The 14,877-nt window shown below is 38.7% G+C and carries 14 protein-coding genes and 1 riboswitch; of the genes, 3 read left to right on the top strand and 11 right to left on the bottom strand.

From position 1 onward, the window contains the following. Positions 1–31 precede the first annotated feature (31 nt). Positions 32–991 carry a LacI family DNA-binding transcriptional regulator gene (locus AC0KUU_RS09250; protein WP_043982330.1) on the bottom strand — a complete coding sequence of 320 codons (960 nt, stop codon included), beginning with the start codon at positions 989–991 and terminating at the stop codon, positions 32–34. Positions 992–1,115: 124 nt separating this feature from the next. Here AC0KUU_RS09250 and AC0KUU_RS09255 point away from each other — a divergent pair, with 124 nt between their 5' ends. Next, the gene (locus AC0KUU_RS09255) at positions 1,116–1,244 is read left to right on the top strand and encodes a hypothetical protein (RefSeq protein ID WP_013083044.1); all 129 of its coding nucleotides are present in this window, start codon (positions 1,116–1,118) and stop codon (positions 1,242–1,244) included. A gap of 39 nt (positions 1,245–1,283) precedes the next feature. On the opposite strand, the gene AC0KUU_RS09260 is transcribed toward AC0KUU_RS09255, so the two are convergent. The 3 genes from AC0KUU_RS09260 to AC0KUU_RS09270 form a co-directional block, all read right to left on the bottom strand. Further along, positions 1,284–2,594 carry a Na+/H+ antiporter NhaC family protein gene (locus tag AC0KUU_RS09260; protein ID WP_043982329.1) on the bottom strand — a complete coding sequence of 437 codons (1,311 nt, stop codon included), beginning with the start codon at positions 2,592–2,594 and terminating at the stop codon, positions 1,284–1,286. An 85-nt stretch (positions 2,595–2,679) separates the two neighbouring features. Further along, positions 2,680–2,786, bottom strand: a riboswitch (SAM riboswitch). A 101-nt stretch (positions 2,787–2,887) separates the two neighbouring features. After that, the gene (locus AC0KUU_RS09265; RefSeq protein ID WP_043982328.1) at positions 2,888–3,655 is read right to left on the bottom strand and encodes an ABC transporter permease; all 768 of its coding nucleotides are present in this window, start codon (positions 3,653–3,655) and stop codon (positions 2,888–2,890) included. Beyond that, positions 3,648–4,559 carry an ABC transporter ATP-binding protein gene (locus AC0KUU_RS09270; RefSeq protein ID WP_043982326.1) on the bottom strand — a complete coding sequence of 304 codons (912 nt, stop codon included), beginning with the start codon at positions 4,557–4,559 and terminating at the stop codon, positions 3,648–3,650. Before AC0KUU_RS09270 ends, AC0KUU_RS09265 begins: the two co-directional genes overlap by 8 nt. A 170-nt stretch (positions 4,560–4,729) precedes the next feature. Here AC0KUU_RS09270 and AC0KUU_RS09275 point away from each other — a divergent pair, with 170 nt between their 5' ends. Then, complete coding sequence (locus AC0KUU_RS09275; RefSeq protein WP_025752263.1) at positions 4,730–5,170, top strand: YtoQ family protein; 441 nt, start codon at positions 4,730–4,732, stop codon at positions 5,168–5,170. A 152-nt stretch (positions 5,171–5,322) separates the two neighbouring features. On the opposite strand, the gene AC0KUU_RS09280 is transcribed toward AC0KUU_RS09275, so the two are convergent. Genes AC0KUU_RS09280 through AC0KUU_RS09290 form a run of 3 tightly spaced genes read right to left on the bottom strand, consistent with a single transcriptional unit; the run spans position 5,323 to position 9,226 of the window. Continuing rightward, a complete protein-coding gene (locus tag AC0KUU_RS09280; protein ID WP_060745717.1) occupies positions 5,323–6,534 on the bottom strand; it encodes a Ger(x)C family spore germination protein in 1,212 nt (403 codons plus the stop codon). Continuing rightward, positions 6,518–7,645, bottom strand: coding sequence for a spore germination protein (locus tag AC0KUU_RS09285; RefSeq protein ID WP_013083039.1), 1,128 nt, complete (start codon positions 7,643–7,645; stop codon positions 6,518–6,520). Before AC0KUU_RS09285 ends, AC0KUU_RS09280 begins: the two co-directional genes overlap by 17 nt. A 3-nt stretch (positions 7,646–7,648) precedes the next feature. After that, positions 7,649–9,226 carry a spore germination protein gene (locus AC0KUU_RS09290; RefSeq protein WP_409233866.1) on the bottom strand — a complete coding sequence of 526 codons (1,578 nt, stop codon included), beginning with the start codon at positions 9,224–9,226 and terminating at the stop codon, positions 7,649–7,651. A gap of 506 nt (positions 9,227–9,732) precedes the next feature. Here AC0KUU_RS09290 and AC0KUU_RS09295 point away from each other — a divergent pair. Continuing rightward, positions 9,733–11,352 carry an ABC-F family ATP-binding cassette domain-containing protein gene (locus AC0KUU_RS09295; protein ID WP_013083037.1) on the top strand — a complete coding sequence of 540 codons (1,620 nt, stop codon included), beginning with the start codon at positions 9,733–9,735 and terminating at the stop codon, positions 11,350–11,352. Positions 11,353–11,388: 36 nt separating this feature from the next. On the opposite strand, the gene AC0KUU_RS09300 is transcribed toward AC0KUU_RS09295, so the two are convergent. The 4 genes from AC0KUU_RS09300 to AC0KUU_RS09315 form a co-directional block, all read right to left on the bottom strand. Continuing rightward, positions 11,389–12,273 (bottom strand): DMT family transporter, encoded by an 885-nt coding sequence (locus AC0KUU_RS09300; protein ID WP_237074874.1) that lies wholly within the window; start codon positions 12,271–12,273, stop codon positions 11,389–11,391. 64 nt (positions 12,274–12,337) lie between these two features. Next, positions 12,338–13,054 (bottom strand): helix-turn-helix domain-containing protein, encoded by a 717-nt coding sequence (locus AC0KUU_RS09305; protein WP_043982313.1) that lies wholly within the window; start codon positions 13,052–13,054, stop codon positions 12,338–12,340. A 27-nt stretch (positions 13,055–13,081) separates the two neighbouring features. After that, on the bottom strand, positions 13,082–13,711 hold the full coding sequence (locus tag AC0KUU_RS09310) for an alpha/beta family hydrolase (protein ID WP_165575169.1): 630 nt from the start codon (positions 13,709–13,711) through the stop codon (positions 13,082–13,084). 60 nt (positions 13,712–13,771) lie between these two features. Continuing rightward, positions 13,772–14,782 (bottom strand): LLM class flavin-dependent oxidoreductase, encoded by a 1,011-nt coding sequence (locus AC0KUU_RS09315; RefSeq protein WP_322551999.1) that lies wholly within the window; start codon positions 14,780–14,782, stop codon positions 13,772–13,774. Positions 14,783–14,877 lie beyond the last annotated feature (95 nt).

Here is a 14,877-nt window from a genome sequence, read left to right on the forward strand (position 1 = left end):
GGTAAAAACACCTCATGGCATCATCAAGAATTCATACGCTTTTACGCTCAATAAACCGAAAAGGGAGCTCAATTTTCTGAAGAACCTTGCTTCCCACTAATGTAAAAAGCGTTTCTCCCATTTCCTTAAGAGGAAGTTCGATCGTTGTTATTTGTAAATAAGAAGAAAGCGGATGATTATCAAAACCAATGATAGCTAATTCACCAGGAACTGAAATACCCGCTTGTTCGCACTGAGCTTTTATTCCGATAGCTACTTGATCGTTTGTTACTAAAAGCGCCTGAGGCCGATTTTTCATCTGCACTAGTTTTTCCACCACTTTTTCACCATCTGTCACGTTCAAACAGCCTTGAAAAACCCATTCCGGATGATAAGGCTGATTTATTCTTTCTACATATTCTTTGTATGCTTGTTGCCGCTGTTGACTATTCGTACCCGTCATCCTTCCAATACAGTAGCCAATATCCGTATATCCTTTTTCTTTTAAATACATAAGCGCCTGCTTAAAAGCTGCATAATGATCAACGTAAACGGAGCGAATAGAACGATTCTGTACGTTTTCGCACACGGCTATCGGCCCGTACTGCTGATAATATTCAATCGTGCTCCAGCTGCTTGCTCTAGAACAAATAATCACTCCATCAACCTGCTTTGTTTTTAGCATATGAAGCGCTTCTTCTTCTTTTTTTACATCATAGTTCGTCTGACAAATAACAAGCTGATACTGCTTTTCTAACGCCTGAGATGCCACTCCTTCTAAAAGCAGACTAAAATACGGATGATTAATAAAAGGCAAGACGACGGCAATCATATTTGTTTTCCCTTTTGATAAGTGAACGGCATTAATGTTTTGTTCATAATTAAGTTCGTGAATAACCTGCTCTACCAGCCGGCGTTTTTCTTCTTTTACATACGGATGATGATTTAGCACCCGGGATACAGTCGAAACAGATACACCAGCTTTTTTTGCGATATCTCGGATATTTGTCATGTTTTCACCTTTTTCTCTTGCGCTGAAACGCGTTTCATACTTTATTCTCATTATAAAGTGAAACAGCAAGAAGCTAAACCCGTTACCATCGTGTTTTTACTCATTTACGTAAGGAGGTCATTTCATGGGTATTTTATTATTCATTTTATTATGCGGAATTGAAATTGGAGGAGCGGCTTATGCACTTAAACAGAACGAGACGCTTTGGAAGGAGTTAGATGATGAAAAGCCGACTGATTTTTTTAAACAGTAAAAAACCCTTAAAAAGAACATTCTTTTTAAGGGTTTGATATTACGCAGCTTCTTTAGATGACTTTGACTTTTTATTTAAACGAGGAAATCCAATTACAATTGCAATGATCCCGCAAACCGCTGTTAACATTGGGTAGAATGTAAATGGAATAATCTCAATCGGTGAAACTTTAGCAAATCCTGCTGCGAGAAGCATTTGCGCGCCGTAAGGGATAAGCCCTTGAACGCTGCATGAAAACAAGTCAAGCAGACTGGCTGATTTACGATTATCAATTGAATACTTATCAGAGATTTCTTTTGCTAACGGACCTGCCGTAATAATTGAAATCGTGTTATTAGCCGTTGCTAAATTTGTTAAACTTACCAGTCCAGCGATGCTGAATTCTCCGCCTTTTTTTGTTTGAATGCGTCGTGTTAATAAATTCAATAAGAACTGAATACCGCCATTATAGCGAATAAGCTCAACCATTCCGCCGATTAGTAGAGATAAAATAATTAACTCTGACATTCCGCCAATACCTTCTGTCACAGTTTTAGCAAGAGAAGAAAGCGTGTAGCTTCCGTCAGCTAATCCAATCACGCCGGCTAGCACAATTCCTCCGGTTAAAATGCTTAATACGTTTGCACCAAATATGGCAGCAACGAGTACGCCGACATAAGGCAAGATTTTAAACCAGCTAAAATCTTTAATTTCTACTGATGATGTATTGCCTAGCGTCATTACAAGCAATAAAATTACCGTAACAATCGCTGCAGGAAGGACAATAAAAAAGTTTACTTTTAATTTATCTGACATATTTGTTTTTTGCGTACGAACTGCTGCAATGGTTGTATCAGAAATTATCGATAAATTATCTCCAAACATTGCACCACCAATAACGGCAGCAATGGCCAATGTAATGGATACATGCGCTTGCTCACTGATTCCTACAGCAATAGGCCCTAGCGCAGCGATTGTTCCCATTGATGTTCCCATCGAAATGGAAATGAATGCGCCAATAACAAAGATTCCGACTACCACTAAGCTTTGCGGAAGCACAGAAAGCGCTAAGTTTACCGTTGAATCAACAGCTCCCATACCTTTAGCAACTTGAGAAAAAGCACCTGCTAAAATAAAAATAAGCACCATAATAATGATATCAGGATGCCCTGCTCCTTTAGCAAAACGCTCCACTTTTACATTAAGTGAATCTTTGCGGTTCATAGCCAGCGCCACGATGGCTGCAATGATAATGGCTACTAATACAGGCAGCTTATAAAAATCTCCCGTTATAATTCCTGATCCGACAAACAGGACTAAAAAGACGCCCAGCGGTAACAGCGCCCAGCCGTTTCCTTTTTGTTGTTCCATTCTTAACACCTCTTGTTTACGTAATAAAAAAGGACCTCTTCTTATTGATAAGAAGAGGTCTCTTATTTGTATCATAAGATTACCCTTCTCATCTTCCAAACGAAACATCGTCTGCTGGATTTGGCACCGCACTGCGTACAGCCAGTTGCCGAGACATCATAGGGCCAGTCCCTCCGTCTCTCTTGATAAGAAGTTTATAGTTGTTTTAAAAATAGTCTTTCACTAATGTAATCTCTTTTTATTTAATTGTCAAATGCTATTTTAGAAAAATATATAGTGCGAAAATTCTCACATCAATTAGCTACGTCTCGTTTTAAAAACGCTGCCCATGCCACGCCCATAAAGAAGACAAAATGAGCAACTAAGATGAAAATGGAAAATGGAATCGTCATGCCGTCAAACATCGTCTTCATTCCGTCCATATACTGCACAAAGTTTGTGTTGGCGAACAGTAAAAATTTTCCCCACCATAAACCAAACTGTGATACTAGTCCTGTTACTGCTTTTGCCCCGATACTTACGACAATAGCCAGACTGGAAGCAAGCGCGCTATTTCTGAATAAAGACGACAGCATGAATGCAAATGTCATCATCATAAACGTTTCCATATACGCGCTGTCATACGTAAGCGTAATGTTTTTAAGCAGCTGCGCATCTCCTTCTAGACTGGTAAAGCCAAAGAACAATGCTCCCCATACAAACGAAAAAAGCAAATAGCTCAGTAAATAATACAAGCTAATTAAAATGAGGGTTATGTACTTGGATGCTAAAATCGTTGAACGTCTAGCAGGGCGAATTAAAAGAAGCTTAATGGTACCTGCTTCAAACTCTTTTGCAACCATTGACCCTCCAACAGCAAGCGCGAAAAATTGAACGAGAATCAGCATACCTGAACTAAATGACAGGAAGTTCAAAATGTTGTCTTCTGTTCCTGCACTGTTTGCTACTTTCTTCATTAAAAGAGCCATACAAAGAGTTAAAATACCGATTGTAATAAACGTGACTTTTGTACTTCTTTTATGAAACCATTTCATATGTTCATTTTGAATTAGCTTAAGCATGGTGCTCTCCTTCCGTAACGGACATAAACGAATCTTCAAGCGTCTCATACACAGGAGTGATTCGGTAGACTAAAATATCGCTGTCCACTAATTTTTTATTCACAGCTGGAATTTGTTCTTTTACAATCGTCACGTCGATACTATGTGATCTCATCGTTACTTCAAATTCTTGTGATAAAAGATCCGCTGCTTTTTGCGCATCAGACACTTCAAATTCTACGTACGTTCCTTGATCTTGACGATTTGGAGATAGATCTTGAATGGCTTTTAACTCACCGTCTTGAATAATGCCAACGCGGTCACATAGTGCTTCTACTTCTTTTAATAAGTGGCTCGCGATTAAGATCGAAATTCCTTCTTCCCTGCAGAGGGTTTGTAAATATGTACGAAATTCTCTCATTCCCGCTGGGTCTAGACCGTTTGTTGGTTCGTCTAGTAAAAGCAATGCAGGCTTATGTAAAATAGCTTGAGCTACTCCTAAACGCTGTCTCATCCCAAGAGAATACGTCTTCACTTTTGCATGAATGCTGTTTTCAAGCTTTACTAAAGCAATCACTTCATCCAAGCGTTCTGATGTGATCCCTTCATGCATATTCGCAAAGTGTTTTAAATTTTGATAGCCCGTCAGATAATCATAAAACTCAGGGTTTTCAATAATCGCTCCAATTGATTTCATAGCTGATGTAAACTGTTCTTTTAAAGGAAATCCATTGACGATAATTGTTCCCTCTGTTTCTTTGATGAGTCCTACGACGGTACGAATTAACGTTGTTTTTCCAGAGCCGTTCGGACCAAGCAATCCGAAAATCTCACCGCGCTCAACCGATAAGGATACATCATGCAAAATGGTTTTCTTCCCAATTACTTTACTGACATGATCTACTTGTAGCACTGTTTCTGTCATCATGTACATCCTTTCTTTAATTAGCAATACGCTTTCTATTGTTTCTCTTTTTTAACTATTTGTCTACTATAACCTTATTTTTGGAAAAGTAGCCCATTCAAATCATTCGTATTATCCGCTTACATTTGATAAAATAAAACAAACTTTAGTTAGAGGAGGACTTCTACATAATGAACTTAACCGTATACCTTGCCGGGCAAATTCACGATAACTGGAGAGACGAAATTAAAAACCAAGCAGAACAATTAAACCTTCCCCTTACCTTTGTCGGTCCCATGACAGACCATGACCGCTCCGACAACATTGGAGAAGAAATTTTAGGAAAACAGCCTAACGCTGTCTTAAAAGATGAAGCTGCTTCTCAAATTAATAATTTACGTACGCAGGTGCTCCTTAAAAAATCTGATGTGGTTATTGCTTTATTTGGCGAAAAATACAAGCAGTGGAACAGCGCAATGGATGCGGCGACAGCCATTGCATTAGATAAACCGCTAATTTTGGTTCGCCCTGAAAAACTGCACCATCCGCTTAAAGAACTGTCAAACAAAGCCCAGGTTGTAGTCGAAACGCCAGAACAGGCTCTTCAAGCATTAGCTTATATTTTTGAATAACAAATAAGAGCTGTCGGTTCTGGACAGCTCTTATTCTTCATTTATCCCTCAAGCTCCTTACTGGGGGGAATATTTTTTAGCAAGCTCTAAGGCTATTCCTTTTAGTTTCTTTCATTTCCAACATCAAAACAAGCCAAATTGTACTTAGCTGCTCACTTTTTTGATCCTGACGTTCCATAATCTTTAATCATTAATTTTACATCATAGTTAATTGGAACTTCACTAAATGTTTGATCCCAATTGTCTTTAACCCTCATCCATACTCTGGGCCTTTTAATTCTCAATTGATTTCCGAACCCGGCCACATCGACTTTATATTCTTTTTGCATTTTTTCTACCGTGTTTTTTACGAGGTGCTCCACTTTTTTTTCTGAGTTTTTTTGCACCTTCTGTAAAAATTGATTTTTTAAAGGATTTCCTGAGACCACCCAATTTTCAGATAGCCTCCCCTCGGATTCAATATGCACATCGAAGGAGATGCTATTTCCTTTAACATGAGGTTCAATATGACTTTTCATGGATTCTATTTCGTATACAATCAGCTGACCGGTCTTTTTATCAAAGCTTTTCACTAGCCCGCCTTTCCCTTTTCCTGTGATCCAAGTCAGACCATCTAGTTCTTCTTCATTCAAAAAACCGATCATTTTGTTTGTTTTCCCTTTAATTATGGCAGCACCAGCAAATTTGATTTCCCCATTTGCCGATAATACATTTTGCAATAGAAAACTAGTCCCTGATTCAATATTGCTCTCTAATTTAATGAGCGACGTGGGAGGTAAAATTCTCGTTGTTCGATATGCATTTTCCACCATTCCAGCCAAACGAAATGCCGGGATTTCTCCTGCTGTCTTCGATTCTAGCCCGTCCCTAGCTCTCCCTTTACTAATAAGTACAAGACAGCTTGGTCTAATCTCATTATCACGAAGAAACTCATTCACTAATTTTCCTAAACTATACGTTCTCGCAAGAGCCTCGCCAATAATAATTACTTTTAGATGTTGGCTGGCAATCGAAGTCTCTCTTCTCAATGATAATTCACGGGTCATTTGATGAATAGAATCTCCCGTTTCAGCCATATTCACGTAAGCCTTCTGCTGAGGTCCTCCTTGGACAGTTGTTGAACTTGCCACTTGCGGGGTGATCAGTTGGTAGGTTGACGTAATCAAGTTCCTTTTGGGATACTCTTCTTGTTCATCAAATTCTTTTTCAGTCATGGACTTGTTAGCTTTATCAAGAGCCATACCTACTCCTAAACTTCGTTCTTCAATTTCATGACTGCTCCAGCAGCCCGCCAGAGGAAAAAGCAAAAAAACAGAAAGCAAAACCGATAAGAAGAACCGTACGTGATTAGAGGCTTGTCTCATACTTTCTCCCCTTTATTTTTGAAATGATAAGAAGCAGTACGGGTAAAAAGCCAAATAAAATCAGGGCAGCATTACCAACCATATCTCCTAATTTAAATACATCATTGATATTTCTAGGGATCATGGAAATGAGATAAATAACCGGAAGCACACCATACATAAATGGATGGATATTTTTTTTAAAAAGCTGAGACAGTCCTAATGAAGCAGCGTAATGGTTAACATTAAAAGAAGTAAACATTTGCATAATCCATACCACCAGCAACAAGGAATCAAAGCGTTCAAATATTAACCCAGTTAATTCATAACTTCTTATTAAATCAAGCGTAGGCCACGTTCTCGTAACCACTCCATCCACTGAGAACGCTCCGATAACCATCACGACGGTAATAACATAAAGAAGCAAAGGAATCGCAGTACCAACTAGTACAGCTTTTACTGCTTTGTTTGGTTCTTTCATGAATGCCAATATTAAAAGCATGAATTCAGGCCCAGTAAACGCAAGAGCTGTTGTCCTTATCCCTTTTAGCACCGGCGTAATACCTGAACCTAGTACCGGGCGCAGATTATCCACTTCAAATATTTTGATACTCATAAAGGCAACAAGTAAAAAAAGAATAACGGTAATAGGTAATATAATTTCAAATATACGGGCAATTGGATTTATTCCCCCTCTTATCAGATAGAGACTTGCCCACATAAATGGCATGATTATAGCCCATTTTGGGGTTCCTTCCAACAATAGATATCCAGTTACCTCTGCCAATGAACGAGCATGAAACCCACCAAGTGCCAAAAAATAACCTATCATGAGGAAACTAAATAACTTGCCTATCCATTTCCCTACAATTTCTTGGCTGTATTGATAAAAGGTTTTTTCAGGGAAGCGTTGACTTAATTTCACCATGATTACCCCTGCTATCATGGTGATTATCCCCCCTAAAATAACAGTTAGCCAAACATCTGGTGTTTTCACTTTTTCCGCAGCTGCCCGCGGCAAGGTAAGAATACCTGTTCCAAGAATAAAGTTGGTAATAATAATAGTTGTTTGAGGCGTCGTAATACGATCTTTTGAATTTATCATTTCTAACAGCCCATTTCCTTTCATCATAAGCTACCCTTTTCGCAGAGGATCTTTGGTGTGCATCATCTTTGGACGTCGTTTCATCATCATCAGAGGCATACGGACTACCAAGTCTTTCCATTCACTTAAACAATAAGGAACAGCTGGACTCATATAAGGTACGCCGAAACTTTTTAGTTTCACTAAATGGCTCATCATAAAAAGGAAAAATAAGATGACGCCATATAATCCAAGTATGGCAGCACAAAGCATGGCTACAAACCGAAGAATACGCAATGTGATTCCTACACTATATTGCGGAATAGAAAACGATGAAATGGCAGTTAACGCCACTACAATCACCAAAATAGGGCTAACGATTCCTGCCTGCACCGCAGCTTCTCCAATGATTAACCCACCGACAATGCCCATTGCTGGACCAATTGGTTTCGGCAACCGGAGTCCGGCTTCTCTCAAAATTTCGATCGATAGTTCCATAAATAAGGCTTCGATAAGGGCGGGAAACGGAACACCAGACCTTGATCCTATAATAGAAATAGCTAACTTAGTCGGAATTAATCCTGGATGAAATGAAATAAACGCAATATACAAAGCCGGGGTAAAAAGGGAAAGAACCACTGCAATATAACGAAGAAAACGAATGAATGTACCGGGAATCCACCTTTCATAATAATCTTCCGGCGACTGTAACATCATGCTAAACGTAACAGGAGCGATTAAAGCAAAAGGCGTCCCGTCTAATAAAATGGCTACTCTCCCTTCCATCAAAGCAGCAATTACACGATCGGGACGCTCCGTATTCTGCACCTGGGGAAAGGGACTAAGGTAATTATCTTCAATGAGTTGTTCAACATATCCTGACTCCGGCACATTATCAAGATCAATTTTTTTAATTCGTTTTTCTACTTCTTCAACTAGCTCTGGATCAACAATCTCCTTTATGTAAGCAACAACTAAGTCTTTTTTGGAACGCTTTCCTACTTGAAATTTCACCAGCGACAAATTTTCAATATCTCCGCTTCCTCTTAATAAAGAAGTATTATCACTTAACGATTCAGTGAAGCCTACTCTTGGCCCTCTCACCAATGCTTCTGATACGGGCTCTTCAATTGTCCTTGTTTTTACTTTGCTTGTACCAAGAATTAAAGCAGGTGATATTCCGTCAATTAAAAGAGCCGTAGATCCTGTTAAGACTTTTGATATTACTTCTTTAATAGAATGGACCTCTTCTACATCACTAATTGATAATACTTGGCTTTTAATAAACTGTTTTGAAAGGCTTCCCTTTACGTAAAGCTGATCCTGTTGATATTCTTTTGAAAAATCAGCCATCAATGATGACAAAATATGTTTTTCAATAAGATCTTTATCTGATAGCCCCTCTACAAAAATAATAGCTGCCTGAATGCCGGTGCGTCCTATAATAAACTCTCGAAAATGAACGTCGGAGTTATGACCAATTTCATTTTTAACTACTTTTAGTGTTAAAGCTAAATGATCCGTAACATGATTAGGTGAATCTTGATGTATAGATTCCTGTTTGTTTTCCTTCTCGTGCGCATGGTTACCTATTTTTTTTACTGCTGATTTCCATTTTTTCATTTTCATCACTCTTCCTCTGAATTACGAATCCCGCTTAATAATTTGTAGATTATATACGGGATGAAAAAAACCAAAACTGCTTGTATAAAAACTGGCCATTCTGGAAGATAGGAAACAACTAATTTCCACATGATAATCACCCTATTTATGTCTATATCAAACCAATTTTAGAAATAAGCACCCGTAAAATATCAGTGTTTACTTCATAGAAATTCTTTTATTTACCAGGTAGTATTATTCTTCTTTTTGTTTCTTATACAAAGGAATACAACATCCATCTTAAAAATGAAAAAGAGCTGATTACTGAAGGATTAGACATGCTGGTTTGCTGCTCAATGTTTTGGTGAATGCTAGAATAATTAAAGTTTTACCTCTCAAAAATCCCCTTAAATAGTTGACGAGTGCTTGAAGTGTCGGTTACACTTTATGTTTGAAATATTGTATTCATATCGCTCTTATCTCAAAAGAATGGTATAATTTTATAGATATTGAATTTGGAGGACTGCTCATACATGATTACAGTTAGTAATGTAAGTTTACGATTTGGCGACCGAAAGTTATTTGAAGATGTGAATATTAAATTCACGCCTGGTAACTGTTATGGATTAATCGGCGCAAACGGTGCTGGAAAATCAACGTTTTTAAAAATTTTATCTGGTGAAATTGAATCTCAAACTGGTGATGTACATATGGGCCCTGGCGAACGCCTTGCTGTCTTAAAACAGAACCACTTCGAATATGAAGATCAAGAAGTTATGAAAACCGTTATTATGGGGCACGCTCGCCTTTATGAAGTAATGCAAGAAAAAGATGCTATTTATATGAAAGCAGACTTCACAGATGAAGACGGAATGAAAGCAGCTGAGCTTGAAGGTGAATTTGCTGAATTAAACGGTTGGGAAGCAGAATCAGAAGCAGCTATTCTTTTAAAAGGATTAGGTATTTCTGAAGATCTTCACGCAAAAAAAATGGCTGAACTAACGGGTAGTGAAAAAGTAAAAGTGCTTCTTGCACAAGCTTTATTCGGAAAACCTGATGTATTACTTTTAGATGAGCCTACGAATAACTTGGATATTCAAGCAATTCAATGGTTAGAAGAGTTCTTAATTAACTTTGAAAACACAGTCATTGTTGTATCTCATGACCGTCACTTCTTAAACAAAGTATGTACGCACATTGCTGACCTTGACTTCAGTAAAATCCAAGTCTACGTTGGTAACTATGATTTCTGGTATGAATCAAGTCAATTAGCACAAAAAATGGCGTCAGATGCGAACAAGAAAAAAGAAGAAAAAATTAAAGAGCTTCAAGCCTTTATCGCTCGCTTTAGCGCAAATGCATCGAAATCAAAACAAGCAACGTCTCGTAAAAAATTGCTTGATAAAATTTCATTAGATGACATCCGCCCTTCTTCTCGTCGCTATCCGTACGTGAACTTCACGCCGGAACGTGAGATTGGAAATGACGTACTTCGCGTTGAAGGTCTAACAAAAACAATTGACGGCGTAAAAGTGCTTGATAACGTAAGCTTTATTATGAATAAAGATGACAAAATCGCTCTTGTAGGCCGCAACGAACTTGCAAATTCAACATTAATGAAGATTTTAATGGGTGAAATGGAAGCAGACAGCGGTACGTACAAATGGGGTGTGACAACGTCTCAAGCCTTTTTCCCAAAAGACAACTCCGAGTACTTTGAAAACGGAGATTTAAATTTAGTAGACTGGCTGCGTCAGTATTCACCTAATGACCAAAGCGAAAGCTTCTTACGCGGTTTCTTAGGCAGAATGCTATTCTCTGGTGAAGAAGTGTTGAAAAAAGCCAACGTTCTTTCCGGAGGAGAAAAAGTTCGCTGTATGCTTTCTAAAATGATGCTAAGCGGTTCAAACGTTCTTTTACTAGACGACCCTACGAATCACCTTGACTTAGAATCAATCACAGCACTAAACAATGGACTTATCAGCTACAAAGGTTCAATGATTTTCACATCTCATGACCATCAGTTCGTTGAAACGATTGCAAATCGTGTAATTGAAATTACGCCAAACGGAGTAATTGACAAGCAAATGACGTACGATGAGTATTTAGAAGACAGCAACCTGCAAAAACAAGTAGCTAGCATGTACGCTTAATAAGAAATCCCCTTTCTCTAGAGAAAGGGGTTTTTTTTATATACGCACCTCTTGATTTAGCGATGATTTCGGAGAATACGTTAAAAACGCTAAGCTAGCAAATACTAGTGCTGCTCCACATATGTTCACCAAAGTTAGAGATTCTCCTAAGAAAAAGACGCCCAATAAAAAAGCGGTAACGGGCTCTGCTAATGATAACGTCACGGCGGTAGACGCATGCACCGACTTAAGCGCTGTAGAAAATAATACATAAGCAAGAGCCGTCGTAAGTATTCCTAAGTGAAGAGCAATGCCCATTCCATTTAGAGAAACTAGCCAGCTCATATCATATATAAACCAGCATGGGATTAGTAGAACAGCAGCTGTTGTGAACACAAGAGAAGCGCCTACTTGCGGATCAACATGCTGAACAATTTTTTTATTAACAGTCGTATAGCAAGCAAAAGACGCCCCTGCTCCTATCGCCATACCTAAACCTATCACGTCGATTTGACTATCTTTTTTTAACAACAAGCTGCAGCACCCTATAATACCCGTAAACGTAGCAAGCAACCACTTTTTTGTAGGTTTCTTGCGGTACACTATGTAATCTAACATTCCTGACAAAAGCGGCGCACTCCCAATTGCTACCATTGTCCCTACTGCAACACCCGTTTTGATAACGGCTGAAAAAAACAGCGGCTGATAAGCGGCCATACTTGCTGCAGCAACCGCAAGGGGCAGAATAGGAAGGTTTCTTACGTCCACTTTCTTTTTTTGAATAAGACAAGCTGCAAGAAGCGACAGTCCCCCTACAGCTAAACGCACCGCTCCAATTGCCACGGAATGTGCTTCAGCAGATGCTAAAGCTTGGGCAGTCCCTGTTGTTCCCCATAGTACAGCTGCACATAAAATAAGTATTTTTGATAATGAAGTATTCATATTTCCATCTCCTTTCTTTTATCATAGCTAAAAGAAAGAAAAAAGTTTTTCCGCTTTTATGATATTATTTGTCTGTTTTTAAGATACTTCGATATTGCGTGGGTGAGACTCCTTCTTGTTTTGCAAACCATTTGGTGAATGAAGACAAGCTGTAATAGCCGACTTCGTGCGCAATATACGTTATCGAATAGCTGCTCTCTTTTAACAATTCTTTTGCTTTCTTTAAACGTATACGCGCTACATAGCTTTGAGGCGAATAGCCCGTTTTTTGTTTAAACCAAGCAGAAAAATAGGCAGGATGGTAATTTTCCATCTTGGCAAGACTTTCTATGTTTAGCTCTTGATTAAAGTTAGCATGAAGATAATCAATGGATTTAAACGTTTGTTTCTTTGGCAAATAATGCTGAATGTAACGGACTAAATCTTCAAGCGCCCCTCTGTCAGCGCTTTTTTGAAGCCCATCAAGTAAAAGGTAGCGAATTGCTTTCCATGTTGAATCCCATTGAATAAAAGCGGCTTGTTGAGAAAGATGCGCACTTTCTGTAAATTTCAACGGAATATCAACAACTAAACATTCATTTGTATTTTTAGCTTGATACGTATGAAGCTGACGAGGCGGAATGTAAAAGCATCCTTCTTGTAGCGTTAAGTGCTGCTCACTTGCTTGAATATCAAGAGCACCTGCTAGCGGAAACAAAAGCTGACTGTAGTTATGATTATGAGTATGAGGTGAATAGCTGTAGGCTCTTTTTTCGCAAATAATTTCACGTAGCGTATCCATTTTTTCCTCCTTTCCTTACTTCCTATCTCAAAGAAGCTTTTCTATGCCATTCAAAACGGTTTCTAGCGCCTTTAACGATTCCACAGGAGAATACAAAACGTCCAATGAATGATCAGCGTTTTCAATCACTTCAATATTCATCTTGTTTGTTTTTAATCGATAAACTTCTTCGGCATAATAGTAATCACGACTTCCTATTACAAGAAGACCTTTATGAGTGTTTTCTAGTAAACTTTCAAACAGTTCCGATCTGGTTAAAAGCGGCGTCAGTAAAAGCATCACTGCATCTTTGTAGACTTCATCTTTCATAACTCGCTGAATCAGTGGAATCGTCCCAAGTGATTTTCCTGCAAATATGATATTTTTATAGTTATTGTGAGATAAAACGTCTTGCAGCACAAGGTCAATGTCTTTCATCATAACGTCTGCAATCTCATCTGTAGACTTTGTCATGAGCTCTTTTGAATATGTATAGTGAATATGAACAACGTCAATTCCGTGTTTTAGCATCAGCATTGTCACATAATACAACAGCGGCTTTTCGTACGTATAGCCTAGACCTGAAAACATAAAGCAAATGCGAGGCCCTCCTGTTTTAATATGTGTATAGGTAATCTTATTAGTTTGGTTGCTTACACTTTTTTGATCTACGTGCATGTCACTCCTCCTTTTTAAATATTCTAACATTTAATCCCGTAAAAAAACCCCATCTTTTTATTAAAAAAATGAGGGTTGAGGAAATAGCTCTGCAAGCAGTTCATAAGACTTCTTTTTTGCTTCATAATCATGGATATTTGTAATAATTAAAAATTCGTCGTTATCATATTTTTGCTGCAGCTGAGTTAATCCTTGTTTTACTTCAGCTGGATTTCCTACGACCATACGAGGACGATTGGTGCTTATTTTTTTGAGCTCTTCTTCTGAATAAGAACGATTGCGCACTTCCTCTATCGATGAAACCGTTGTATCTCCGCCTTTAGCTACTTTCAACAGCCAATCATCTAACGTTTTAGCGTGTTCCTCAGCTTCTTCTGTTGTTTCTGCACATACTACAAATACGCATACGTTGGTTTTAGGCGTTGATTGATACGAAGAAGGGATAAATTCTTGTTTATAATGACGAATGGCTTCTTGTCCTCCAACTGAATAAATAAAGTGTCCAAACGTAAAAGAGATGCCCAATTCAGCAGCTGATCTCGCTCCTCTTTTATTAATACCAAGATGCCACAGTTCTGGCTTTGTTTCGCTCAGCGGATAAGCCGTCACGCCGTAATACGGATGATCCGACGGCAAATTATGCTCAAGATGTCCTTTTAACGCTTGAATTTGCCGAGGGAATTCATTGAGGCTTTTACGAACTCCATCTGTCAGCGCTAGCCGGGTAAGCGCATCACCTCCAGGTGACCGTCCAAGACCTAAGTCAATTCGATTCGGAAACAGATTTTCAAGCAGCTGAGCATCTTCTGCTACTTTATACGGACTGTATTGAGGAAGAAGGACTCCTCCAGATCCAATGCGGATTCGGCTCGTTTGAGAAGCTAAGTGCGTCATTAATAGTGTCGGAGATGAACCCGCAAGACCATTCGTATTATGATGTTCCGCTACCCAAAAGCGATGGTAGCCCAACTCTTCCGTTAATCTAGCCAGCTCTACCGTGCGTTTCAACGCTTCCTTTGGTGTTGATCCGCTTGAAACAGGAGACTGATCCAATACGCTTAGCTTAATCATAGGTGATTCTTCCTTTCGATTTTCAATTTCTATTGTCTCTATTGTAGGAGAAAAATATGAATCCGTCTTGAAATTTGCTTCACGCTCATAGAAAA

The sequence above is a fragment of the Priestia sp. ST2 genome (assembly GCF_055810735.1).

Bases quoted from the DNA above. Each gene is read 5' to 3' on its own strand.
- AC0KUU_RS09315 (WP_322551999.1), bottom strand. From the start codon at position 14,782: ATGATTAAGCTAAGCGTATTGGATCAGTCTCCTGTTTCAAGCGGATCA.
- AC0KUU_RS09290 (WP_409233866.1), bottom strand. From the start codon at position 9,226: ATGAAAATGAAAAAATGGAAATCAGCAGTAAAAAAAATAGGTAACCAT.
- AC0KUU_RS09250 (WP_043982330.1), bottom strand. From the start codon at position 991: ATGACAAATATCCGAGATATCGCAAAAAAAGCTGGTGTATCTGTTTCG.
- AC0KUU_RS09260 (WP_043982329.1), bottom strand. From the start codon at position 2,594: ATGGAACAACAAAAAGGAAACGGCTGGGCGCTGTTACCGCTGGGCGTC.
- AC0KUU_RS09270 (WP_043982326.1), bottom strand. From the start codon at position 4,559: ATGACAGAAACAGTGCTACAAGTAGATCATGTCAGTAAAGTAATTGGG.
- AC0KUU_RS09295 (WP_013083037.1), top strand. From the start codon at position 9,733: ATGATTACAGTTAGTAATGTAAGTTTACGATTTGGCGACCGAAAGTTA.
- AC0KUU_RS09255 (WP_013083044.1), top strand. From the start codon at position 1,116: ATGGGTATTTTATTATTCATTTTATTATGCGGAATTGAAATTGGAGGA.
- AC0KUU_RS09265 (WP_043982328.1), bottom strand. From the start codon at position 3,655: ATGCTTAAGCTAATTCAAAATGAACATATGAAATGGTTTCATAAAAGA.
- AC0KUU_RS09285 (WP_013083039.1), bottom strand. From the start codon at position 7,645: ATGATGAAAGGAAATGGGCTGTTAGAAATGATAAATTCAAAAGATCGT.
- AC0KUU_RS09280 (WP_060745717.1), bottom strand. From the start codon at position 6,534: ATGAGACAAGCCTCTAATCACGTACGGTTCTTCTTATCGGTTTTGCTT.
- AC0KUU_RS09275 (WP_025752263.1), top strand. From the start codon at position 4,730: ATGAACTTAACCGTATACCTTGCCGGGCAAATTCACGATAACTGGAGA.
- AC0KUU_RS09300 (WP_237074874.1), bottom strand. From the start codon at position 12,273: ATGAATACTTCATTATCAAAAATACTTATTTTATGTGCAGCTGTACTA.
- AC0KUU_RS09305 (WP_043982313.1), bottom strand. From the start codon at position 13,054: ATGGATACGCTACGTGAAATTATTTGCGAAAAAAGAGCCTACAGCTAT.
- AC0KUU_RS09310 (WP_165575169.1), bottom strand. From the start codon at position 13,711: ATGCACGTAGATCAAAAAAGTGTAAGCAACCAAACTAATAAGATTACC.